At 67.1% G+C, this 21,010-nt stretch carries 21 protein-coding genes; 8 read left to right on the top strand and 13 right to left on the bottom strand.

Going from position 1 to position 21,010, the window contains the following annotated elements; translation table 11 throughout:
• Nucleotides 1-15 precede the first annotated feature (15 nt).
• From AC5P57_RS14625 to AC5P57_RS14610, 4 genes are all read right to left on the bottom strand, one after another.
• The gene (locus tag AC5P57_RS14625) at nucleotides 16-1,428 is read right to left on the bottom strand and encodes an efflux transporter outer membrane subunit (RefSeq protein WP_262235344.1); all 1,413 of its coding nucleotides are present in this window, start codon (nucleotides 1,426-1,428) and stop codon (nucleotides 16-18) included.
• Nucleotides 1,425-2,507, bottom strand: coding sequence for an HlyD family secretion protein (locus AC5P57_RS14620; protein WP_006384446.1), 1,083 nt, complete (start codon nucleotides 2,505-2,507; stop codon nucleotides 1,425-1,427). The genes AC5P57_RS14625 and AC5P57_RS14620 overlap by 4 nt, the downstream gene beginning before the upstream one ends.
• Nucleotides 2,508-2,528: 21 nt before the next feature.
• Nucleotides 2,529-4,058: an MFS transporter gene (locus AC5P57_RS14615; RefSeq protein WP_099552018.1), complete on the bottom strand. Its 1,530-nt coding sequence runs from the start codon at nucleotides 4,056-4,058 to the stop codon at nucleotides 2,529-2,531.
• Nucleotides 4,059-4,211: 153 nt separating this feature from the next.
• A complete protein-coding gene (locus AC5P57_RS14610) occupies nucleotides 4,212-5,129 on the bottom strand; it encodes a LysR family transcriptional regulator (protein ID WP_099552019.1) in 918 nt (305 codons plus the stop codon).
• A 156-nt stretch (nucleotides 5,130-5,285) separates the two neighbouring features.
• On the opposite strand from AC5P57_RS14610, the gene AC5P57_RS14605 reads away from it, so the two are divergent.
• Both AC5P57_RS14605 and AC5P57_RS14600 read left to right on the top strand, forming a co-directional pair.
• Nucleotides 5,286-5,732, top strand: a complete 447-nt coding sequence (locus AC5P57_RS14605; RefSeq protein WP_262235345.1) for a universal stress protein — start codon at nucleotides 5,286-5,288, stop codon at nucleotides 5,730-5,732.
• 5 nt (nucleotides 5,733-5,737) lie between these two features.
• On the top strand, nucleotides 5,738-6,208 hold the full coding sequence (locus AC5P57_RS14600; protein WP_262235346.1) for a hypothetical protein: 471 nt from the start codon (nucleotides 5,738-5,740) through the stop codon (nucleotides 6,206-6,208).
• A gap of 54 nt (nucleotides 6,209-6,262) precedes the next feature.
• On the opposite strand, the gene AC5P57_RS14595 is transcribed toward AC5P57_RS14600, so the two are convergent.
• From AC5P57_RS14595 to AC5P57_RS14570, 6 genes are all read right to left on the bottom strand, one after another.
• Nucleotides 6,263-7,708: a GGDEF domain-containing protein gene (locus tag AC5P57_RS14595; RefSeq protein ID WP_099552021.1), complete on the bottom strand. Its 1,446-nt coding sequence runs from the start codon at nucleotides 7,706-7,708 to the stop codon at nucleotides 6,263-6,265.
• A 186-nt stretch (nucleotides 7,709-7,894) separates the two neighbouring features.
• Nucleotides 7,895-8,725, bottom strand: a complete 831-nt coding sequence (fghA, locus tag AC5P57_RS14590) for an S-formylglutathione hydrolase (RefSeq protein ID WP_099552022.1) — start codon at nucleotides 8,723-8,725, stop codon at nucleotides 7,895-7,897.
• Nucleotides 8,726-8,788: 63 nt separating this feature from the next.
• Nucleotides 8,789-9,148 carry a YqcC family protein gene (locus AC5P57_RS14585; protein ID WP_262235347.1) on the bottom strand — a complete coding sequence of 120 codons (360 nt, stop codon included), beginning with the start codon at nucleotides 9,146-9,148 and terminating at the stop codon, nucleotides 8,789-8,791.
• Between the two features lie 8 nt (nucleotides 9,149-9,156).
• Complete coding sequence (locus tag AC5P57_RS14580) at nucleotides 9,157-10,266, bottom strand: S-(hydroxymethyl)glutathione dehydrogenase/class III alcohol dehydrogenase (RefSeq protein ID WP_262235348.1); 1,110 nt, start codon at nucleotides 10,264-10,266, stop codon at nucleotides 9,157-9,159.
• A 66-nt stretch (nucleotides 10,267-10,332) separates the two neighbouring features.
• Complete coding sequence (frmR, locus tag AC5P57_RS14575) at nucleotides 10,333-10,608, bottom strand: formaldehyde-responsive transcriptional repressor FrmR (RefSeq protein WP_005411009.1); 276 nt, start codon at nucleotides 10,606-10,608, stop codon at nucleotides 10,333-10,335.
• A 70-nt stretch (nucleotides 10,609-10,678) separates the two neighbouring features.
• The gene (locus tag AC5P57_RS14570; protein WP_142806729.1) at nucleotides 10,679-11,584 is read right to left on the bottom strand and encodes a LysR family transcriptional regulator; all 906 of its coding nucleotides are present in this window, start codon (nucleotides 11,582-11,584) and stop codon (nucleotides 10,679-10,681) included.
• A 128-nt stretch (nucleotides 11,585-11,712) separates the two neighbouring features.
• Between AC5P57_RS14570 and AC5P57_RS14565 the strand changes: the two genes are divergently transcribed.
• On the top strand, nucleotides 11,713-12,816 hold the full coding sequence (locus AC5P57_RS14565) for an alkene reductase (RefSeq protein WP_262235349.1): 1,104 nt from the start codon (nucleotides 11,713-11,715) through the stop codon (nucleotides 12,814-12,816).
• A 59-nt stretch (nucleotides 12,817-12,875) separates the two neighbouring features.
• A complete protein-coding gene (locus AC5P57_RS14560) occupies nucleotides 12,876-13,292 on the top strand; it encodes a VOC family protein (protein ID WP_262235350.1) in 417 nt (138 codons plus the stop codon).
• Nucleotides 13,293-13,304: 12 nt separating this feature from the next.
• Here AC5P57_RS14560 and AC5P57_RS14555 read toward each other — a convergent pair whose 3' ends face one another.
• Nucleotides 13,305-14,000 (bottom strand): DAPG hydrolase family protein, encoded by a 696-nt coding sequence (locus AC5P57_RS14555; RefSeq protein ID WP_099552026.1) that lies wholly within the window; start codon nucleotides 13,998-14,000, stop codon nucleotides 13,305-13,307.
• Nucleotides 14,001-14,076: 76 nt separating this feature from the next.
• Here AC5P57_RS14555 and AC5P57_RS14550 point away from each other — a divergent pair, with 76 nt between their 5' ends.
• Together AC5P57_RS14550 and AC5P57_RS14545 are read left to right on the top strand one after the other, a co-directional pair.
• Nucleotides 14,077-14,739, top strand: a complete 663-nt coding sequence (locus tag AC5P57_RS14550) for a TetR/AcrR family transcriptional regulator (protein ID WP_262235351.1) — start codon at nucleotides 14,077-14,079, stop codon at nucleotides 14,737-14,739.
• Between the two features lie 132 nt (nucleotides 14,740-14,871).
• The gene (locus AC5P57_RS14545; protein WP_262235352.1) at nucleotides 14,872-15,906 is read left to right on the top strand and encodes a DUF7832 domain-containing protein; all 1,035 of its coding nucleotides are present in this window, start codon (nucleotides 14,872-14,874) and stop codon (nucleotides 15,904-15,906) included.
• Between the two features lie 141 nt (nucleotides 15,907-16,047).
• Here the strand turns inward: AC5P57_RS14545 and AC5P57_RS14540 are convergent, their stop codons facing one another.
• Nucleotides 16,048-16,932, bottom strand: coding sequence for a LysR family transcriptional regulator (locus tag AC5P57_RS14540; protein WP_262235353.1), 885 nt, complete (start codon nucleotides 16,930-16,932; stop codon nucleotides 16,048-16,050).
• A 107-nt stretch (nucleotides 16,933-17,039) separates the two neighbouring features.
• Between AC5P57_RS14540 and AC5P57_RS14535 the strand changes: the two genes are divergently transcribed.
• Nucleotides 17,040-18,098 carry an NAD(P)-dependent alcohol dehydrogenase gene (locus AC5P57_RS14535; protein ID WP_099552029.1) on the top strand — a complete coding sequence of 353 codons (1,059 nt, stop codon included), beginning with the start codon at nucleotides 17,040-17,042 and terminating at the stop codon, nucleotides 18,096-18,098.
• Nucleotides 18,099-18,164: 66 nt separating this feature from the next.
• The gene (locus AC5P57_RS14530) at nucleotides 18,165-19,421 is read left to right on the top strand and encodes an NnrS family protein (RefSeq protein ID WP_262235354.1); all 1,257 of its coding nucleotides are present in this window, start codon (nucleotides 18,165-18,167) and stop codon (nucleotides 19,419-19,421) included.
• Nucleotides 19,422-19,498: 77 nt separating this feature from the next.
• Here AC5P57_RS14530 and AC5P57_RS14525 read toward each other — a convergent pair whose 3' ends face one another.
• Nucleotides 19,499-20,863 carry a glutamate--cysteine ligase gene (locus AC5P57_RS14525; protein ID WP_099552031.1) on the bottom strand — a complete coding sequence of 455 codons (1,365 nt, stop codon included), beginning with the start codon at nucleotides 20,861-20,863 and terminating at the stop codon, nucleotides 19,499-19,501.
• Nucleotides 20,864-21,010: the final 147 nt, after the last annotated feature.

Raw genomic sequence — 21,010 nt, 5'->3', positions numbered from 1 at the left:
GGCCAGCGGCCGGCACTACCAGCCGCCGCCCAGCGCGCGGTACAGCTCCACCCGAGCGATCGCAGCCGTGGCCTGGCTGTTGGCCAGCGCAGCCTGGTTGTCCAACGCGATGCGCTGGGTGGTCAGCACGTCCAGCATGTCGACCACGCCGGCCTGGTACTGCCGGCGCGCCGCCCCCAGTGCGGTCTCGCTCTCATCCACCGCCACGTGCAGCTGCACGGTGCGCTGCTGTTCGGCGGCGTAGCCATCGATGGCATCGTCCACTTCATGCCATGCCTGCAGCACCGTGCGCTGGAACTGCAGGGACGACTGTTGCTGCTGCAGCTTGCTCAACGCGAGGTTTGCCTTCAGCCTGCCGCCCTGGAAGATCGGCAGGCTGATCGACGGCCCGATGCTGAAGCGATGTGCGCTCCAACCATCCAGATCATCGAGCTGCTTGGCCTGGAAGCCCGCGTCGCCGTTCAAGGTGATGCGCGGCAGGAAACTGGCCTTGGCCACGCCGATGCCGGCCGTTGCGGCATGCAACGCCGCTTCGGCACGACGGATGTCCGGGCGACGCCCGGCCAGTTCGCTGGGCAGCCCCACCGCAACGGCCGGCAGTGCAGGCCAGTCGCGGCGTGCATTCTGCAGCTGCGCATCCAGTGCCTGCGGAGGCAGCGCCAGCAGGAACGCCAGTGCATTGCGCAGCTGCGATTCACGATGCCGCAGTGGCGCGATGCGTGCCTGCAGCGATGCCACCTGCGCGGACGCGCTGGACACCTGCAGCGTGCTGGCCACGCCTTGGCGCTGACGCGCTTCGGTCAGGCGCTTGATGTCGAGGGCTATGCTGAGGTTGTCCTCGGTGATCGCCAGCAGCTGCCGCGTCGCACGCAGCTGCAGGTAATCACGCGCGGTTTCCGCCAGCAGCACGATGCGCACTGCATGTGCATCCTCCTCGGCCATCTGCACGCGCGCGTCGGCCGCTTCCACCTGCCGGCGCACGCGGCCCCACAGGTCCAGCTCCCAGCTCAGGCCGATACCGGCCTGGAACAGCCCGTAGTCATCACGACCGCCGTTGCCGGATGGATCGTTCAAGCCCACCTCGCTGTTGCGTGCGCGTGCGCCGCTGGCGGTTGCGCTGACGCTGGGCAGACGGTCGGCGGCGGTGATGCCGCGTGCAGCGCGGCTCTGCTGCACGCGGTTGGCCGCCAGCTGCAGGTCCAGGTTGGCCGCCAGCACCTGGCTGGCCAGCTGGCCCAGCAGCGGATCGTCGAAACCGGCCCACCAGGCCGCGTCCTGGTCGATGGCGTTGCCGGCGACAGCCTCACCCCGCCAATGGCTGGGCAGTTCCGCCTGCGGGCGTACGAAGTCCGGACCCATCGTGCAGGCAGCCAGGGCCGTACACAGGGTCGCCGCAACGAAGGTGCGGAACACGGTGACTGCGCTCATGCACCCTCCCCGCTCTTGTGGCCCGGACTGTGCTGCACGCTCTGCGCGCGCGCGCGGCTGCCCAGATCGACACTGGCTTCCACCGACATGCCGGCACGCAGCTGGTCCAGCAGCGGCTGGCCCGGTTCCAGCACGATCTTCACCGGAATGCGCTGCACCACCTTGGTGAAGTTGCCGGTGGCGTTCTCCGGTGCGACGGCAGCAAAGGTGACGCCGGTGGCCGGTGCAATGCTGTCGATGTGCCCGCGCAGCGGCTTGCCCGGGAACACGTCCACCTTCAGTTCGACCTGCTGGCCGGCCTGCATGCGGGTCATCTGCGTTTCCTGGAAGTTGGCGACCACGAAGGCACGCTTCAGCGGCACCACCGCGGCCACCGGGGTGCCCGGGGTCAGGTAGGCACCCACGCGCACTGCGCGGCGACCGACCATGCCATCGATCGGCGCGCGCAGCACGGTGTGCGACAGATCCAGTTCGGCGCGCGCCTGCGCCGCTTCTGCACGCTGCACCGCCGCCTGCGCGGCCTGCACGCCCGCGCTGAGGATGTCGGTGCGCTGGCGTGCGGTCGACAGCGCGGCCTGGCCCTGCTGCAGATGCGCACTGGCCACGGCCTGCTTCGACTGCGCCTGCTGCGCGTTCTGCACGGTACCGGCGCCGTCACGGGCCAGTTCGCGGTAGCGCTGCTGGTCGGCACTGGCCAGGGTCAGTTCGGAACGGCTGACATCGACGCTGGCCCTGGCCTGCTCGATCAGCGAGTCCTGCTGGGCCAGTGCGGCCTGCGCATTGGCCAGCTGTGCACGGGCATTGGCGAGGTCGGCACGGGCCGCCTGCAGCGCGACCTGGTAGTCGCGGTCGTCGATGCGGGCGAGCACGTCGCCGGCCTTCACCGACTGGTTGTCTTCTACTTCCACGGCACTGACGAAGCCAGGAATCTTCGGCGCCACCAGGGTGTAGTCAGCCACCACGTACGCATTGTTGGTGGTCTGGTGGCCGCCATCGCGCAGCAGCAGCCAGGCGCCGATGGCCAGGGCCAGCACGCCCAGGCCCAGGCCGGTGTTGAGAGTGGTTCGATTGATCGTCATGAGGGAATTCCTGCGAAAGGTTCAGGCCACGGCACGTGGCGGATGGATGCGGGTGGGCATCCAGGCAATGAGGGGAATGAAGGCCAGCGCCACCAGTGCGACCACCCAGTACAGGTCGGCCGAGGTCAGCGCCTGTACCTGTGCATGCAGGCGCGCGCCCAGCTGCGGGCCATCGGCCAGCCACGGTTGCTCGCCAAGGCGGTCGACCAGCACGGTGGAATGGAAATGACGGCGGCCCTGGGCGACGGCATCCAGTACGCCGCTGGCGAGTACCGCAGCGAAACCCTTGACCGTGTTGAACCACGCCGAGGCGAACGGGCCGTCCTGTGGCGCCAGGCCGCCGGTGGCCAGCATCAGCAGCGGCAGCACCGCCATCGGCTGGGCAAACACCTGCAGCAGCTGCACCCACAGGAAGTTGTCGCGGATCCAGGCCACGTCCAGGTGCGAGCCCAGCCAGCAGGCCAGCGCCAGCATCGCCAGGCCGGTGGCCTGCACCCAGCGGCAGTCCACCGCGCGGATGTTCAACAGGGCCGCCACCATCGGCAGCGCGATCACCTGTGGCAGTGCCACCCACAGCAGCATCGGAGCCGTCTGCAGCGGCCGGTAGCCCTGCACGCTGGCAAGGAAGCCGGACGGGATGGAGATCACCGCCAGCAGCACGAACAGCACGCCGCCCAGCGTCACCAGCGAATAGCTGAGGTTGCGGTTGGCCAGCAGCTGCAGCTTGAAGAACGGCAAGGGGTGGAACCATTCATTGATCATGAACAGCACCATCAGGCCGGCACCGCCACCGATCATCATCATGATCATCGGCGAGTCGAACCAGTTCAGGCGTGGGCCCTGCACCAGGCCCAGCACCAGCAGCACCAGCGCTGGCAGGCCCAGCAGCAGGCCAACCGTATCGAACTGGGCGAAGCGTTCGAGCCGCAGCGGGTCCTGCGGCAGGCCCCAGCCGACCATCGCCATGGCAGCCAGGCAATACGGCACGATCTGCCAGAACGCCCAGTGCCAGCCCACCTGCTCGACCCAGAATGCAGCCAGTGGCGTGCCCATGCTCGGGCCGAAGGTAGCGGTCAACGCGTAGCCCGCCAGGCCATACAGCTTGATGCCGGGCGGCAGGAAGCGCAGGGCCACGCTCATCAGCAGCGGCGGCAGTGCACCACCGCACAGGCCCTGCAATGCGCGCAGCAGCAGGAACACCTGCAGGTTAGGGGCAAGCGGGCACAGCACGCCCAGCACCATGAAGCCGCCGATCATCGCCAATGCGAAGCGGCGCAGCGAGAAGGTGGCGGCGCACCACGGGGCGAAGGCCATCGCGCTGACCGACATCGCGCTGTAGAGGGCGACGATCCAGCTGCCGTCATCGACGCTGAAACCCATCGCGCCACGGATGTCGGCCAGGGCGACCTTGGTGATGTTCTCGTTGAAGCCCGACACCAGCACCGCCAGCAGCACGCCACACAGGCCGACCAGGACGCGGCGGTCGAGCCCGGGGGCGGCGGCAGGACGGGGGGCTGCGGCGACCGGGACAGCGGCAGCCGGCGTACTCATCGCCGGGCACCGATCCGTGCAGTGCACGGCATATTGAGGGTCATTGGAATGCGCTCAGTGAAACTCCGGGGAGCGCAGTCTAGGGAGCCGGTACCCTGTGAAAAATGGCGTCGCCGGCATCCCAGGCGTGCGTCCGGCGCACGCCTGCCGATGTCAGCGGTGAGCGTCCTCGGCGCGCTCGCACATGGTCTTGATCGAGCGGCGCAGCCACTGGTGCGCGGCATCGTTGTCCAGCCGCGGATGCCAGGCCTGCACGATGGCCGCGGTACGCACCGGGATCGGTAGCGGGAACAGGCGCAACGGCAGGCGCATGCTGACGATCCGCTCCAGCATCACGCTTGGCATCTGCGGCAGGATCAGGTCCGATTCGGCCGCCGCGAAGATCGCACCATGGAAGGTCGGGCTGATCAGCGCCACGCGGCGCTGCAGGCCGAGCGTGGCCAGGTCATCGTCGATCGGCCCACGTGGCAGGCCACGGCGCGACACCGCGATGTGGTCGCACGCGGCAAAGCGCTCGGCACTGATCTCCTCGTCGAACAGGGGATGGTCCTCGCGCGCGGCGCCCATGAACGAGGTACTGAACAGGTTCTGCACCTTGGTGTCGGGCGCGTGCTTGCCGGCGGTGCTGATGTACAGGTCGATCCGGCCCTGCGCCATCGCATCGTCGTCGGTATCGCCTTCGGGCACGAAGCGCAGCACCGCGCGCGGCGCCTGCTGGCGGAACAGTTCACGCAGGCGTCCGCCGAATCCGCCGATGAAGACATCATTGGCGCGGACATTGAAGGTACGCTCCAGGGTGCGCAGGTCGATCTCGCGACCGGCATTGAAGACGCGGTGGGCCTGCTCGATCACGTCGCGGACCTGCTCACGCAACTGCAGGGCGCGGGGCGTGGGCGCCAGCCCGCGGCCGGCACGCACCAGCACCGGGTCACCCAGGGCGGTGCGGATCCGGCCCAGGGTACGGCTCATCGCTGGCGCGCTCAGGTTCATCCGCCGCGCGGCGGCAGCCACGCTGCATTCGTCGATCAGCACATCCAGTGCCAGCAACAGGTTCAGGTCCGGCAGGGGCATGACAGTCTCCAGTGGAGCATTCTCCAGTAAGCCGGATGACTCTACGGCACTCCTGGCCTCCATGGATTGCGTCTGACGCATTCATTGACTGCCGCGCACGGCATGGGTGCGCGCGATGACATCGGCGACCATCCCCGGCCTGCAAAGGAGACATCCATGTTCAATACCCTGCTGGTCGCCCTGGACGGTGGCCCCCAGCACGCGCGCGTGCTGGACCTGGCCGCGGCCATTGCCGGCCCCCGCAGCCGCCTGCACCTGCTGTGCGTGCTCGATCCCGAATTCGCGCTGGCCGCCGATGCCAGCGAAGCCGACCGCATCGAGTACCCGGAAGCCGCCCGCCAGCGCTCCCGCGCCGAGGCGCTGCTGGCCGAAGCCCTGGCCGAACTGCGCGAGCGCGGCGTCGATGCCATCGCGCAGATCCCCTCCGGCGACCCCGGCGAAGTCATCAGCGACCAGGCCAGGCGGCTGAAGTGCGACCTGATCGTGATCGGCCACCGCCACCTGTCCCGGCTGGAACGCCTGTTCGAACCCTCGATCGGGCAATGGACCATCGATCACGCCCCCTGCCCCGTGCTGGTGGAAACCCGCGACCCACAACCCTAGCTGCCATGGCCTCCCGTTCCCCCTTGTTTCCCACCCGGGTCAGCTACCGTGCCTTCGGCCGCCAGTTCGGCCGTGGCGAGCAGGCGCTGCTGATGGCGATACGCCAGCTGCGTGACCCCGATCTCGTGGCCGATGGACTCGCACAGCTGAGCGGCCTCGGCCTTGATCCTGAAGGCTGCGACGCGTTCATCAACCTGCTGCCACTGCTGGCCGCGCCCGCGGCACCGATCGACCTGCTGCCCGCCGGCTCTCCCTTCATTGCCGCCAGCGAACTGGACCTGCTGGTCTGCCTGCTGCGCATCGCCCAGTGGCGGCATGCACGGCCCCGCGAAGACGACACGCTGGCACCACTGCGGCAGCAGCTGGCACGCTGTGCTGTCGCTGTGCAGGCAGCGAAACTGCCGTTGCGACAGCGATCATTGTCACCTGTCGGGCTGAGGCTGCTCGATCCCACCGGCTGGCTGCGGCAACGATGACCCGGCCACACCGCCCATGTGCAATCACGCACAGGGACCGGGCACCTGGCGCGCTCAGCAATCCATCCTGCCGTGCGAACTGCCTTCGTCGTCGAGCACGTGTGCATGCAGGATCACCTGGTTGCGACCAGCCCGCTTGGCGGCATACAGGCCGGCATCGGCATCCGCCAGCAACTGATCGGCACTGGCCAGCGCCGGCGGATGCAGGTAGCCGACGCCGATGCTGATACTGACCGACCCTTCCGGCAGTGGCAGCGCCGCCACCGCCTCGCGCAGGCGCTCGGCCAGCGCCAGCACACCCGACAGCGGGCTTCCAGGCACGATCACTGCGAATTCCTCGCCGCCATAGCGGGCGACACTGTCACCAGCGCGGCCGGCACTGATCTTCAGGACCGTGGCCACGGCCTGCAGGCAGCGGTCCCCGGCCGGATGTCCGTGGCGGTCGTTGAAGACCTTGAAATGGTCTATGTCCAGCAACAGCAGGCCCAGCTCGCTGCCGCTGCGCCGCGCACGGTTCCATTCCGCCAGCAGCAGCGCATCGAACTCGCGCCGGTTGGCCACGCCGGTCAGGCCATCCTGCCGTGCCAGCTGGTCCAGCGATGCCTGCCGTTCCATCAGGTCCACCTGCAGCAGGATGCTGCGCACGCCGAAGCCCAGCGTTGCCACCACGAAGCCGGTGACCGCCAATGGTCGCGCGTGGTCGACCACCAGCGTCCCGACCACCAGCAGCAGCAGCGGCAGGATCATCGGGCCGGCCGCCTGCACCGTGCGTGCCAGCCGTGGATGCAGCACGAAGCTCGGCGCAGGCGCCCGGCTCAGCGCCAGCAGTGCCAGCAGCAGGAACGGCAGATCGATCAGCAGGTCGTTGTAGGCACCGAACGACTGCTCCTCGGTGTAGTGGTTGATGTAGTACGCCACCAGCAGGTACACGACGGCGTACATCGCCAGCGCACGGAAGAAGTTGCGCCGCTCCGGAACGTCGCCGACCAGCCAGCGCACCACAGCGAACGCCGCAATGCACAGGTTCTGGATGTCGAACATGCGCTGCATGTTGGCCATCGCGTGGTCATCAACATCGATGCGGGCGGCGAACGATTGCGCGTGCACGAAGAACAGCACACCCAGCAGCGCGGCCATGGCCGCGTCGATCAGGCTGATGCTCAGCCGTTCGCGGCGTGCGCGGGCCAGGATGAACACCAGCGGCACACCGTAAAGCACATACAGGAACAGACTGACCTGCGGCGTGACATCGGCACGGCCCGCACCCAGCGCATCGACCATGTTGAAGGCCATGCCTCCGCCCCACAGCAGCAGGGCCAGCGCGGTGGCGCGCCACCCAAGCGCGGCGCCATCGCGGCGGGCCCGCCACAGGCAGGCGGCAGCGGCCAGCAGCGGGGCGCCGGTCAGGAACACGAACGAACCCGCACCGACGGGCCCCGGCCACATGGCCAGGACCAGGCCGTGGCACAGCACATACAGCAGCGCCAGCACTACCGGCATGCATCCCCCGATCAGCAAGGCCGTATGGGCGCACGATAGCCCCGCCCGCGCCACAGCGGCGTGATCCACTGCTGCAAGACGACACTCCGCGTGCACCGCCATGGTAGCGCCGGCCGCTGGCCGGCAATCCCAGGGAATCACAGCGCTGCAGGTTGCCGGCCAGCGGCCGGCACTACCGGAAAGCCTTCAGCCGTGCAGGGCGCGAGCGTGGTGGGCGATGTGCTCGCCGATGAAACTGGCGATGAAGTAGTAGCTGTGGTCGTAGCCGGGCTGCAGGCGCAGGGTCAGCGGGTGGTTGGCGGCATCGCAGGCCTGCTGCAGGCGCTCGGGTTGCAGCTGGGCCTGCAGGAATTCATCGGCATCACCCTGGTCGACCAGCAGCGGCAGGCGCTCGCTGGCGGTCGTCAGCAGCGCGCAGGCATCCCACTGCGCCCAGTCGACCGGGTTGTCCCCCAGATACGCGTGGAACGCCTTCTGCCCCCACGGTACATGGCTGGGCGCGACGATCGGTGAGAACGCCGACACGCTGCGGTAGCGCCCCGGGTTGCGCAGTGCGATCACCAGCGCACCATGGCCGCCCATCGAGTGGCCGCTGATGCCACGCGCATCGGTGACCGGGAAATGCGCCTCGATCAGTGCCGGCAGCTCCTGTGCCACGTAGTCGTGCATGCGGTAGTGCTTCGCCCACGGTGCACGGGTGGCATTGAGGTAGAACCCCGCCCCCTTGCCCAGGTCATAGCCCTCGGCATCAGCCACGTCATCGCCGCGCGGGCTGGTATCAGGCGCAACGATGATCACGCCGTGCTCGGCCGCATAGCGCTGCGCGCCGGCCTTGGTGATGAAATTCTGCTCGGTGCAGGTCAGGCCGCTCAGCCAGTACAGCACCGGCAACGTCTGCGTTTCCGCCTGCGGCGGCAGGTACACGGCGAACTGCATGTCGCAGCCCAGCGTGGTGGAATGATGGCGGTAGACGTCCTGCCAGCCGCCGAAACAGGCGCGGTGTTCAATGCGTTCCATGGTGCTCTCCTGCGCGGCGCGTCAACGCACGCGTGCTTCTGGTAGATGCCGACCTTGGTCGGCTTATCCACGCGCGGCGTGGATGCCCTTGTTGATCCGTTCATCCAGCTGCGCCAGCAGGCGCAGCAACGACTCGACGCCAGGCTGGCCATCAAGATTGCGCCAGGCCGCCACGGCCACATCGCTGCGCGGCGGCCACTGCCCGACGGCGCGCGCCTCGTAGAGGCGCGGCAGGAATACCTGCGCAAGCCACTGCTCGAATGGCATGCCATCGTCGCTGCCGAAGGCCGAGGTCACCGCACGCGGTGGCCCCACCTCGCCCACTACCCAGCCCAGCGCACGCAACGCCTGCTCGATCGGGGCCACCAGGGCCGCGCGCGGGTCTTCCGCACGCGGCCGGCGCAGGGCATCCAGCCAGCCCACGACGTGGCTCAGTAGTGGACCACCGAACGGATCGACTTGCCTTCATGCATCAGGTCGAAGGCTTCGTTGATCTTGTCCAGGTCCATGGTGTGGGTGACGAACGGCGCCAGTTCGATATCGCCCTTCATCGCGTCTTCCACCATGCCCGGCAGCTGGCTGCGGCCCTTCACGCCACCGAAGGCGGTGCCCATCCACTTGCGCCCGGTCACCAGCTGGAACGGACGGGTGGAGATCTCCTGGCCCGAACCGGCCACGCCGATCACCACGCTCTGGCCCCAGCCACGGTGCGCGCATTCCAACGCCGCGCGCATCACGTTGACGTTGCCGATGCACTCGAAGCTGTGGTCCACGCCCCAGGTGGTCATCTCGACGATGACCTGCTGGATCGGCTTGTCGTAGTCCTTCGGGTTGATGCAGTCGGTGGCACCGAATTCGCGCGCCAGCTTGAACTTGGACGGGTTGGTGTCCACCGCGATGATGCGGCCGGCCTTGGCCTGGCGCGCGCCCTGGATCACCGCCAGGCCGATGCCGCCCAGGCCGAACACGGCCACGCTGTCGCCTTCCTGCACCTTGGCGGTGTTGTGTACCGCGCCAATGCCGGTGGTGACGCCGCAACCGAGCAGGCAGACGTGCTCCGGGTTCGCGTCCGGATTGATCTTGGCCAGCGAGACCTCGGCCACCACGGTGTACTCGCTGAAGGTCGAGCAGCCCATGTAGTGGTACAGCGGCTCGCCGTTGTAGCTGAAGCGGCTGGTGCCATCGGGCATCACGCCCTTGCCCTGGGTGGCGCGCACCGACACGCACAGGTTGGTCTTGCCGCTCTTGCAGAACAGGCACTCGCCGCATTCGGCGGTGTACAGCGGAATCACGTGGTCGCCCGGCTTCACGCTGGTCACGCCCTCGCCCACTTCCACTACGATGCCGGCGCCTTCATGGCCGAGCACCACCGGGAACAGGCCTTCCGGATCATCGCCGGACAGGGTGAACGCATCGGTGTGGCAGACACCGGTATGGGTGATCTTCACCAGCACCTCGCCCTTCTTCGGCGGGGCGACGTCGATCTCGACGATCTGCAGCGGCTGGCCGGGACCAAAGGCGACGGCGGCACGGGACTTCATGGTGGATTCTCCAGGATCAGGCGGAAATGGGATGGCGGGGAGATCGGCGCGAAGTGGCGCCGATGCTTACTTCAGGTACGAGCGGATCAACGCGCTCATGTCTCGCACGCGTTCGGCGCGTTGTTCGTCGGAGGCTGCGGGTTGCCCGAACTCCTCGCGCAGATGGGCTTCCATCACCTCGGACATCAGGCCGTTGACCGCACCACGGATGGCGGCGATCTGCTGCAGCACCGGCCCGCAGTCGGCACCGGCTTCCAGCGCGCGGTCCAGCGCATCGCACTGGCCGCGGATGCGGCGCACGCGGGCCAGGACCTTCTTTTTCTCCTCGGGGGAGTGCGGCATGGCGAAGCCACCTCGGAACTATACTGGGGGATAGTATACACACCCGATTTCCGGGCTCAATCCCGGGGCATCAGTCGAACATGCCCTGAGCCGCCAGCCGCGCAAGTTCATCCACCACATAGCGCACCTTCGGCCGCAGGTGGCGGGTCGGTGGCCACAGCGCATGGATGTCGATATGCCGCTGCATGTCTGCGTCCAGCACCGACTGCAGCGCGCCGGATTCCAGATGACGGCGCACCAGTGAGATGGGCATCTGGCAGATGCCCAGCCCGGCGATGGCCGCGTCGATCACCGCGTCACCGTCGTTGAGCTGGTAGGCCGCATTCGGAATGAAGGTTCCTTCCGCATCATCGCTGCCGATCCGCCACGCCACCGGCTGGCCGTGGCGGAAGCCGACGATGCTGCGGTGCTGTGCCAGTTCCTCAACGGTGTGCGGGGTGCCATGTGCGTGCAGGTACGCCGGCGATGCACAGGTGACCAGCCGCTGGCGCCCCAGCCGGCGTGCCACCAGATGCTCGGCCTGGTGCAGCCCACCGAAGCGGATCAGCAGGTCGATGCCTTCCTCAACGGGATCGATGAAGTGATCGGTGAAGGTCATCGTCAACTGCAGGTCCGGGTACTGCCGGCACAGCCGCAGCAGCACCGGCAGCACCACCAGCCGCCCGAACGAGGACGGCATGTCGATGCGCAGCCGCCCGCTGGGCAGTCCGGCCGACCCCAGGCAGGCCTCGGCCGCGGAAATCTCTTCCAGCGCCGCAGCGCAGGAGGCGTAGTACGCCTCGCCGTCGCTGGTCAGCGCGATGCGCCGCGTGGTGCGGTGGAACAGGCGCACACCCAGCCGCGTTTCCAGCCGCGCGATGGCCTTGCCCACCGCCGAACGCGAGATGCCCAGTGCGTCGGCGGCTTCGGTAAAGCTGCCCGAGCGGGCCGTGGTAACGAAGGTCACCAGGCCGTTCAAGGATTCCAGTGGCAACATCTTTCACGCTCCATTAGGGACAAATAGTCCCGCTCGACGGGAAATCGAAGCGCTTTATGCATCCGCATGTCAACACCATCCTGTGTCCATCGCGCCGCTGGCGCCTCCCCCGCACCGAGATGACCGATATGACTGCCGCCCTCTTCCGCCCGTTCGACCTGTCAGGAACCGCCCTGCGCAACCGCATCGCGATGGCCCCGATGACCCGCGCCCGCAACCCCGGCGTCGTGGCCAACGAACTGACCGCCCAGTACTACCGGCAGCGTGCCAGCGCCGGCCTGATCATCAGCGAAGGCACCCCGGTCTCGCCGCAGGGCCAGGGTTACATCGACGTGCCGGGTATCTGGTCGGCCGAGCAGGTGGCCGGGTGGACACTGGTCACCGAGGCGGTGCATGCCGCTCAGGGCACGATCTTTGCCCAGCTCTGGCACGTCGGCCGCATGTCGCATGCCTCACTGCAGCCCGATGGTGGGCAACCGGTCAGCGCCGGCACGCGCCCGGTGGCCAGCGCACCGAAGAACACCTCGTTCGTCTATCTGGAAGACGGCAGCCGCGGCCACGCCGATCCCACCCCGGCACGTGCACTGGCCACCGACGAGATCCCCGGCATCATTGCCGACTTCGCACGGGGCGCCGACAACGCGATCAGCGCCGGCTTCGACGGCATCGAGCTGCATGCGGCCAACGGCTACCTGTTCGAGCAGTTCCTCAACCCGCTCATCAACGAACGCGATGATCGCTACGGCGGCTCGCTGCCCAATCGCGCGCGGCTGATCCTGGAGACGGTCGATGCCATGGCCGAACGCATCGGTGCGCATCGCATCGGCGTGCGCCTGGCACCGAACAACCTCACCTTTGACATGCCGTTCTATCCCGGCAACGAAGCCACCTATCTGTACCTTGCCGAGGAACTGGGCAAGCGCGGGCTGGCCTACGTGCACCTCAATGACAACCAGCAGGCGGGGCAGCCGGTGCTGGGCGAGGCGTTCCTGCAACAGTTCAAGCAGGCCTACGGTGGCACCGTGATCCTGGCCGGTGGCATGACCCGCGAACGCGCCCTGCAGCTGGTCGACGCGGGCACCATCGACCTGGCCGCGTTCGGCCAGCCGTTCATCGCCAACCCGGATCTGGTCGAACGCCTTCAGCGCGACGTCGCGCTGGCCACGCCCGACCGCAGCACCTATTACGGTGGCGGCGAGGCGGGCTACCTCGATTACCCGAGCGCACAGTAGAGCCACGCCGTGCGCCGATGCGGGCGTACACTGCCCACCCGCATCCACCGGATCTGACCATGGATACGCCCACCGCAGCGTTCATCGTCAACCTCGATGTCCCCGATCTCGCCGTTGCCGAAGACTTCTACATCCGAGCCTTCGGCCTGCGCATCGGCCGCCGTCTCGGCCCGGGCGCGGTGGAACTGCTCGGTGGGCCAGCGCCGCTGTACCTGCTGCAGAACGAGGGCGGCAGCGCCGCCACCGAAGACGGCGACGTGCGCGACTACGAGCGCCATTGGACGCCGCTGCACCTGGACTGGGTGGTGAATGACATCGAAGCGGCGCTGGTACGAGCGGTTGCGGCCGGGGCGACGCTCGAGCAGTCCGTGCGCGAGCGTCGCTGGGGGCACATCGCCGTGCTGGCCGATCCGTTCGGCCACGGCTTCTGCCTGATCCAGTTCAGCGCTGAAGGCTACGACGCGCTGGTCGAATGACCGGCGCCACGTTCACCACGGCAACGGCACCGCTTCGCCGTTGGCGCGCTCGCCGTAGTACAGCGACGGCAGCAGGCGCGAGAGGAAACTGAACTCCGTGTAGCAATGCTTGAGCAGGCCCAGGCCGACCGCATCGCCGGCATCGCAGCGTGGATCGACGCTGTCCAGGCCAAGCACGAAGCGGCTGCGCAGCACACAGCCAAACGGCGTATCACGCGCCACGTGCAGCATCTGCCCGTCGCAGGGATCAGCGTTTGCATCCAGGCGGACATGGTCGCCGAAGCCGATGCGCGCGGCGATCACCGCCGATACATCGCCTGCATCCTGTGCCGCCTGCAGGCGCTCGGGCACCAGCAACGTGCGCGGGTCATGGAACTTCAGACGCGCCGCCACCGGCGGAATGTCGGCCAGCGCTTCCACCGCATGGATGCTGGCACCGTGGTAGCTGCGTCCGCGCTGCCAGGCCGCGTCCCAGCCGCGGTGCTCGACATGATCGACCGGATGCCACCAGCGGATGTGCTGGGTGGTCTCGAAGAAGGTGAACCACCAGTCCAGCATGCGGCCCTTGCAGCCATGCAGATCGGTGCGCACCGCCACCGTCAGGGTGCCGTCTTCGCGGCGCTGGATACCGGTCTCCAGGCGCATCGGTGCCGGGTCGAGCAGATCGTGGTGGTCCAGCCAGGCGCGGGCGTTCACAGCGGTATCCATCGGGGTCTCCTGCGGTGTCGGGAGACCCGACAATACGGAAACGCTATTCGTTTCGCAATTGTCCGGATGCGGTAAGATGGGCGCAATGAACAGCACCACCCTGCCCGAGCCACCTCCACCAACCCGCCGCCGCGGCCGCCCTGCGCGACCGGAAGCCGAAGTGCGCCACGCCGTGCTGCAGGCCACGCTGGAGCTGCTGCTGGCGCAGGGTTACGAGGCCACCACCATCGAAGCGGTGGCGGCGCACGCCGGGGTGGCGAAGAAGACCGTGTACCGCCACGCCAGCAACCGCGGGGAACTGGTCGGGTTGGCGGTGCGCGAGTGGACCGACGGCTTCGCGCCGCAGCTGCAGCGCGATGCGCACGACGCCGATGAGGTGTTGCCGTTGCTGCAGGACATCCTGCAGGCGGTGTGTGCACAGGCGCTGTCGGCGCAGGCCGTGCAGGTGTTCCGGCTGCTGGCCACCGATTTCCCCGGCAAGCAGGCGCTGCTGCAGGCCTATCTGGACAACGGCATCGAACGCGGCCGTGCGCTGCTGGCTGACTGGCTGGCGCGCCAGCAACAGCGCGGGCTGCTGCGCGAGGGAGACCCGGTGCGCCTGGCGCGGCTGCTGCTGGCGATGGCCGTGGCCGAGCCACTGCGCGAACGCGTGATCGGTGTGGTGGCCGAGGATGCGCCGGTGGACGTGCATCTGGGTGAGTGCATGGCGTTGTTGGGGCCGGTGTTGCAGGCGCCGTAGTCAACCAGTAAGCCGCAGCTGTGTGCCACGCATTCAGGCGAAGCGGCCTCGCAGGGCTCTTTGCAATTTCTTGTATGGCCTGCTGGAAAGACTGCAGGGATTATCCGTGGTCGATCTCTTTGGCGCGGTCACATGCGATTTCTTTTTTCCGAACTCTGCAATCTCCTGGGACAACGAATCGATAGCGATCCGGTCCTTTCCATTGCCGAACGCATCGGAGCGAAGGCACCAAAACCAACCTCCTTCGCGTACTCCAACTCTGTTGGCGAGATGTCTCACCGCCCCACGGGCCTGGAAATCAGCTGGAGTCACGAGGTTCTCGCACCCGAATACTATCCACCCCGGAAATCGGGCCGCCACTTCGTCTGCTGGGTAGACTCGATCTGGTTTGATCCGGCAACAGTAGACAACCTGCCTTTGCAGTTGTCTCCGACCTCCCTCGCTGAGGATTTGGTTGAGGCGGCTCCTCAACTCATTGTCGAGGATATGCCCAAGAGAACGGCCGCGATGCTCACAACTCGTCCAGACTGCGTGCTTGCCCTCCCCAGCACGCCTCGGCGCTGGCAGATCAAGCTTGCACAGATGCACCGCTACTCCTTGCCAGGTTACGCTGCGGCTGGAAATGATCGTCCAGAGCAGAATGCCAATTCAGACAGGTGGGAATATTGGGATCAGGCTACCGCCTTCTTTCTCCACTGGTGCATTCTCAGAGGCTTCGCAAGCGAACGACATACCTGTGATCACGTCGCAGAAATCCAGAATCTACATCAGCAGCGCATGTCCGTGATGGACTACATCCGTGCGAACTGTTTTGAAGGCGAGCTGTGGAGCTGGGATATCCGCGAGCCCGTGCGCCATTTTACCTACATCTACTTTCATGCTCTCTGCAATCGCAACTCAGCACATCCTGGAATTGGAAGACCGGACAGGTGCCATCCCAACGACGATCTGAGCGCGGTGGTGAACCACCTGTCGAAGTGCGGGGTACCAAACGTAGATGACGAATGGCGGCTGTTCCGCCATTTCTCAACGATGCTGGACGCACGCTGGAAGGACTATCTTCTGACAGGACTTCAGACAGAAGTAAGCCGCCGCCAGACCGTCCAGCTCACGGCAATGTATCGGAAGATGGTGGACAACCTCTCCGCGGCCTCTGAACTGTCGTAGAAGTCCGAGTATTTATCGCCCCCCACGTATTGCGCGGAGATTCCTGGAGAGGCATCCACGCATGGCGTGGATCTACTGGTCTGGTCCTGGTGGACGCCATCCCGGTGGGTGCCGACCGTTGGTCGGCACTCCTGCAGCAACTCACTCGCGCAGCATATCCACGAACGCGCGCAGCGCGCCCGGCATCTGCCGCTGCTTCGGGTAGTACAGTGCAAACCCGGCGAACGGTTCGCTCCAGTCTTCCAGCACCGCCACCATCTGCCCCGATTCGATGTAGGGCCGTGCGGTGTCTTCCAGCACATAGGCCAGGCCGATGCCATCGAGCACCGCGCCGACCACGGTGCCCTGCTCGCCCAGCGTCAGCCGCCCCGGCACGTCGATTTCCAGCGCCTGCCCAGCGCGCTCGAACTGCCACTTGTACAGATGGCCACTGGCGAAGCGGAAACGGATGCACTCGTGTGCAGCCAGGTCACGCGGATGCTGCGGTGCCGGGTGCCGGCGCAGGTAGTCCGGCGCGCCGACAATCAGCCCGCGCAACGGCGGCCCCATCGGCACCGCCACCATGTCCTCGGGCACGAACTCATGCAGGCGCACGCCGGCGTCGTAACCCTCGGCGACGATGTCGACCAGGCCATCGTTCTCGGTCAGCTCCACCCGCACGTCCGGATGGGCGTGCAGGAAGCGCGCCAACCGCGGCCCCAGCTGGGTCGCCACCGCCGCGCGGGTAGCGTTGATGCGCAGCAGGCCGGCCGGCGCGGCGCGGAAATGGTTCATCTCCTCCAGCGCGTCATGCACCTGTCCCAAGGCCGGCTGCAGGCGTTCCAGCAGGCGCTGCCCGGCCTCGGTCAGGGCCACGCTGCGGGTGGTGCGATGGAACAGGCCCACGCCCAACCGTTCTTCCAGCGCGCGGATCGCATAGCTCACCGCCGAGGTCGACAGCGCCAGCTCGGCGCCGGCACGGCGGAAGCTGCGGTGACGGGCGACCGCAGCGAACGCGGCCAGGTGGGTAAGATTGTCAGTGGCCATGATTGTGCAGTTCCACTTGATGAATCATGCCGATATCCGCGCTTTTTGCCGCTGGGTACGGGGCGTATTGTAAAGCGCCTTTCGACAAACCCTGCCAAGGATTCCCCATGTCCCTCGCCCGTGGTTACGCCGCCCATTCACATACCGACCCGCTGATCCCGTACGAGTTCGAACGCCGCGCGGTCGGCCCGGACGATGTGCGCATCGAGATCCTCTACAGCGGCATCTGCCACTCCGACCTGCACCAGGCCCGCGACGACTGGGGTGGCTCGATCTATCCGATGGTGCCGGGCCACGAGATCATCGGCCGCGTGACCGAGGTCGGCAGCAACGTCACCCGCTTCAAGGTCGGCGACCACGCCGGCGTGGGCTGCATGGTCGACTCGTGCCGCCACTGCGACGCCTGCGAGCACGACCTGGAGCAGTACTGCGCCGAAGGCGCGACCTGGACCTACAACGGCCGTGAACGCGGAAGCGGCGCGCCGACCTACGGCGGCTATTCCGACCACGTGGTGGTCGAACAGCGCTTCGTGGTGAAGGTATCCGAGACCCTCGACCTGAAGGCCGCCGCGCCGCTGCTGTGCGCCGGCATCACCACCTGGTCGCCGCTGCGCCACTGGAAGGTCGGCCCGGGCCAGAAGGTCGGCGTGATCGGCCTGGGTGGCCTCGGCCACATGGGCGTGAAGTTCGCCAAGGCGCTCGGCGCGCACGTGGTGATGATCACCACCACGCCGGAAAAGGGTGCCGACGCCAAGCGCCTGGGCGCCGATGACGTGCTGGTCTCGCGCGATGCCGCGCAGATGAAGGCGCACGCCGGCAGCTTCGACTTCCTGCTCAACACCATCCCGGTCGGCCATGACACCAACCCGTACATGGGCCTGCTCAAGCGCGAGGCCACCATGTGCCTGGTTGGCGTGCTGACCGAGCTGGACCCGCCGTTGACCGGCGGCAGCGTGATCTTCGGCCGCAAGCACCTGACCGGCTCGGCGATCGGCGGCATGGCCGAAACCCAGGAAATGATGGACTTCTGTGCCGAGCACGGCATCGTCAGCGACGTCGAGATGATCGACATCAAGAACGTCAACGAAGCCTGGGAACGCATGGCGAAGAACGATGTGCGCTACCGCTTCGTGATCGACATGGCGACGATGAAGAACGCCGCCTGATCGATCGGCGACGGTGAACGAAGAACCCCGGCACTGCCGGGGTTTCTTTTTGGTCGTGCGCTGGGCATGACGAAGGTCAAGGAAGCGGCCAGCGCGGGGGCGCAGACTCGCTGCATGGCCCGCCTGCCCTCCCCTTCGATGCTGATGCGTGCGCCGCACCGGCTGCTGTTCTTCATCGGTGCCAGCAACCTGCTGCTGGCGATGTTGTGGTGGGCCTTGTGGCTGGGCGCATTGCGCGGGTTGTGGACACCGCAGCCACCGCCGCTGCCACCGGCCTGGCTGCACGCGCTGCTGATGCAGTATCTGGTGCTGCCCAGTTTCATCTTCGGCTTCCTGCTCACTGTGTTCCCGCGCTGGATGGGGCAACCCGAGCTGCCACGCAGCCGTTATGCGCCGGTCGGTATCGGGCTGTTTGGCGGGCAGGCGCTGCTGATTGCCGCCGCCTGCGGGTGGACAGCCGGGCTGTGGCCTGGCCTGCTTCTGGCAATGGCCGGCTGGAGCGCCGGGTTGATCGTGCTGGGACGCGTGCTCCAGGCCGCCGGCCCCAACCGTAACTGGCATGCGCGCGCCTGCTATGCGGCACTGCTGCTGGGCTGGCTGGGGCTGCTGCTGTTCATGGCGGTGGTGCGCGGCCGCGCCACACTGATGCCGGTCACTGTGGCACTCGGCACCTTCGGCCTGCTGCTGCCGGTCTACCTCACCGTCGCGCATCGGATGATCCCGTTCTTCGCCAACAACGTGGTGGACGGCTATGTGGCGTGGCGGCCGCTGCGCTGGCTGGCCGCGATGTGGGCCCTGCTGATGTTGCGCCTGCTGTTGAGCGCGTTGCAGATCGATAACGCGCTGTGGCTTGCCGATGCACCGCTGCTGGTGCTTTCGTTGCAGGCGCTATGGCACTGGTGGCCGCGCGGGCCGATGCCTGGCCTGCTTGCCACCCTGTTCCTGGCGCTGGCGTGGCTGCCGATCAGCTTCGCGCTGTATCTGCTGCAGGACATCGGTCATCTGCTCGGCCATCCGCAGCTGCTCGGCCGCGCGCCGCTGCATGCCCTCGCCGTGGGCCTGTTCGGCAGCCTGCTGGTGGCGATGGTGACCCGGGTCACCCAGGGCCATTCCGGGCGGCCGCTGGTGATGCCGGCAGTGGCCTGGTTCGCGTTCGTCGCGCTGCAGGCGGTGGCGATCATGCGCATCCTCGCCGAGCTGATGCCCGATGCCTATGCATGGCATTTCGCCGCCGCCATCGGTTGGCTGCTGGCACTGGCCCCATGGGTGGCGCGGCTGGGCTGGATCTACCTGAGCCCTCGGCGCGACGGCAAGCCGGGCTGATATCAACGCCGGGCATGACCCGGCACGCAGCCCTCATCGGTAACGCCGGGCCATGCCCGGCGTCCAGAACAATCCACTCAGTACGCGAACTCGCGGAACACCGGATCGACGTCGCCGTGCCAGCGGCCATGGAACAGCGCCAGCTTGCGCTCGGCCGGGGTCAGGCCGGACTCGACGATCTCCTGCAGCACGTCCAGGAACTTGCTCTCGTCCTGGCCGTCGGCATTGCGCGCCGCGCGGCGCTTGAGGCCTTCGACGGAAATCTTCACGGCCTCGCGGGCCAGGTCGCGCACGCTGCCAGTGCGGAACGGCAGATTCATCGCATGCTTCGGCACGCCGTCGCGCAGTGCATGGCGCTCGGCCAGGGTGAAATCACGCACCAGGTCCCAGGCGGCATCCAGCGCGGTGTCGTCGTACAGCAGGCCCACCCAGAACGCCGGCAGCGCACACAGGCGGCTCCACGGGCCGCCGTCGGCGCCGCGCATTTCCAGGTACTTCTTCAAACGCACTTCCGGGAACGCGGTGGTCATGTGGTCCGACCAGTCGCGCAGCGTCGGCAGCGCACCCGGCAGCACCGGCAGCCTGGCCTGCATGAAATCGCGGAAGCTCTGCCCGCTGGCATCGTGGTAGATGCCATCGCGGTAGGAGAAATACATCGGCACATCGAGCAGGTAATCGACATAGCGCTCGTAACCGAAGCCATCCTCGAACACGAAGTCGAGCATGCCGGTGCGGTCAGCATCGGTGTCGGTCCAGATGTGCGAGCGGTAGCTCAGGTAGCCGTTCGGCTTGCCTTCGGTGAACGGCGAATCGGCGAACAGCGCGGTGGCGATCGGCTGCAGTGCCAGCGATACGCGGAACTTCTTCACCATGTCCGCTTCGGTGGCGTAGTCCAGGTTCACCTGCACCGTGCAGGTGCGGGTCATCATGTCCAGGCCGAGCGAGCCGACCTTGGGCATGTACGAGCGCATGATCTTGTAGCGGCCCTTCGGCATCCACGGCATCTCATCGCGCTTCCACTTCGGCTGGAAGCCCATGCCGAGGAAACCCAGCTGCAGTTCGCCGGCCACCTGCGCCACTTCATTGAGGTGGGTGCCAGTCTCCACGCAGGTCTGGTGGATGGTCTCCAGCGCCGCTCCGGACAGTTCCAACTGACCGGCCGGTTCCAGCGTCACCGAGGCCCCATCGCGCAGCAGGGCGATGGTGTTGCCGTTCTCCTGCACCGGCTCCCAGCCGAAGCGGACCAGGCCGTTGAGCAGCGCTTCGATGCCACGCTCGCCCTCGAAGGTCGGCGGCCGCAGGTCATCCAGGCGGAATCCGAACTTCTCGTGCTCGGTACCAATGCGCCACTGCGCGCGGGGCTTTTCGCCGGAGGCGATCACCTCCACCAGCTGCGAGCGGTCGGTAATGGGGGTATCGGCGACGTGACTGGGGCTCGACAAGGGGAAGGCTCGCTGGACAGTGGCAGGGGATGTGGGGCCCGGGGCCTTCCATCGCAAGGGCGCACTATAGCGTGGCACCCCGTTGCGTCATGCGACGGTGACGGGTTTCAGCATCCTACCGACGCCCTCTTGACCCTCGTACACTCA

Source organism: Stenotrophomonas sp. YJH_SMC_79 (genome assembly GCF_059367995.1).
The sequence above is the reverse complement of the archived record's forward strand: the minus strand, read 5'-3'. Positions and strand labels throughout refer to the sequence as shown.

Bases quoted from the DNA above. Each gene is read 5' to 3' on its own strand.
- AC5P57_RS14545 (WP_262235352.1), top strand. From the start codon at position 14,872: ATGCGATTTCTTTTTTCCGAACTCTGCAATCTCCTGGGACAACGAATC.
- AC5P57_RS14565 (WP_262235349.1), top strand. From the start codon at position 11,713: ATGACTGCCGCCCTCTTCCGCCCGTTCGACCTGTCAGGAACCGCCCTG.
- AC5P57_RS14600 (WP_262235346.1), top strand. From the start codon at position 5,738: ATGGCCTCCCGTTCCCCCTTGTTTCCCACCCGGGTCAGCTACCGTGCC.
- AC5P57_RS14580 (WP_262235348.1), bottom strand. From the start codon at position 10,266: ATGAAGTCCCGTGCCGCCGTCGCCTTTGGTCCCGGCCAGCCGCTGCAG.
- AC5P57_RS14555 (WP_099552026.1), bottom strand. From the start codon at position 14,000: ATGGATACCGCTGTGAACGCCCGCGCCTGGCTGGACCACCACGATCTG.
- AC5P57_RS14625 (WP_262235344.1), bottom strand. From the start codon at position 1,428: ATGAGCGCAGTCACCGTGTTCCGCACCTTCGTTGCGGCGACCCTGTGT.
- AC5P57_RS14595 (WP_099552021.1), bottom strand. From the start codon at position 7,708: ATGCCGGTAGTGCTGGCGCTGCTGTATGTGCTGTGCCACGGCCTGGTC.
- AC5P57_RS14605 (WP_262235345.1), top strand. From the start codon at position 5,286: ATGTTCAATACCCTGCTGGTCGCCCTGGACGGTGGCCCCCAGCACGCG.
- frmR (WP_005411009.1), bottom strand. From the start codon at position 10,608: ATGCCGCACTCCCCCGAGGAGAAAAAGAAGGTCCTGGCCCGCGTGCGC.
- AC5P57_RS14535 (WP_099552029.1), top strand. From the start codon at position 17,040: ATGTCCCTCGCCCGTGGTTACGCCGCCCATTCACATACCGACCCGCTG.
- AC5P57_RS14540 (WP_262235353.1), bottom strand. From the start codon at position 16,932: ATGGCCACTGACAATCTTACCCACCTGGCCGCGTTCGCTGCGGTCGCC.
- AC5P57_RS14610 (WP_099552019.1), bottom strand. From the start codon at position 5,129: ATGCCCCTGCCGGACCTGAACCTGTTGCTGGCACTGGATGTGCTGATC.
- AC5P57_RS14560 (WP_262235350.1), top strand. From the start codon at position 12,876: ATGGATACGCCCACCGCAGCGTTCATCGTCAACCTCGATGTCCCCGAT.
- AC5P57_RS14550 (WP_262235351.1), top strand. From the start codon at position 14,077: ATGGGCGCAATGAACAGCACCACCCTGCCCGAGCCACCTCCACCAACC.
- AC5P57_RS14530 (WP_262235354.1), top strand. From the start codon at position 18,165: ATGACGAAGGTCAAGGAAGCGGCCAGCGCGGGGGCGCAGACTCGCTGC.
- AC5P57_RS14620 (WP_006384446.1), bottom strand. From the start codon at position 2,507: ATGACGATCAATCGAACCACTCTCAACACCGGCCTGGGCCTGGGCGTG.
- AC5P57_RS14615 (WP_099552018.1), bottom strand. From the start codon at position 4,058: ATGAGTACGCCGGCTGCCGCTGTCCCGGTCGCCGCAGCCCCCCGTCCT.
- fghA (WP_099552022.1), bottom strand. From the start codon at position 8,725: ATGGAACGCATTGAACACCGCGCCTGTTTCGGCGGCTGGCAGGACGTC.
- AC5P57_RS14570 (WP_142806729.1), bottom strand. From the start codon at position 11,584: ATGTTGCCACTGGAATCCTTGAACGGCCTGGTGACCTTCGTTACCACG.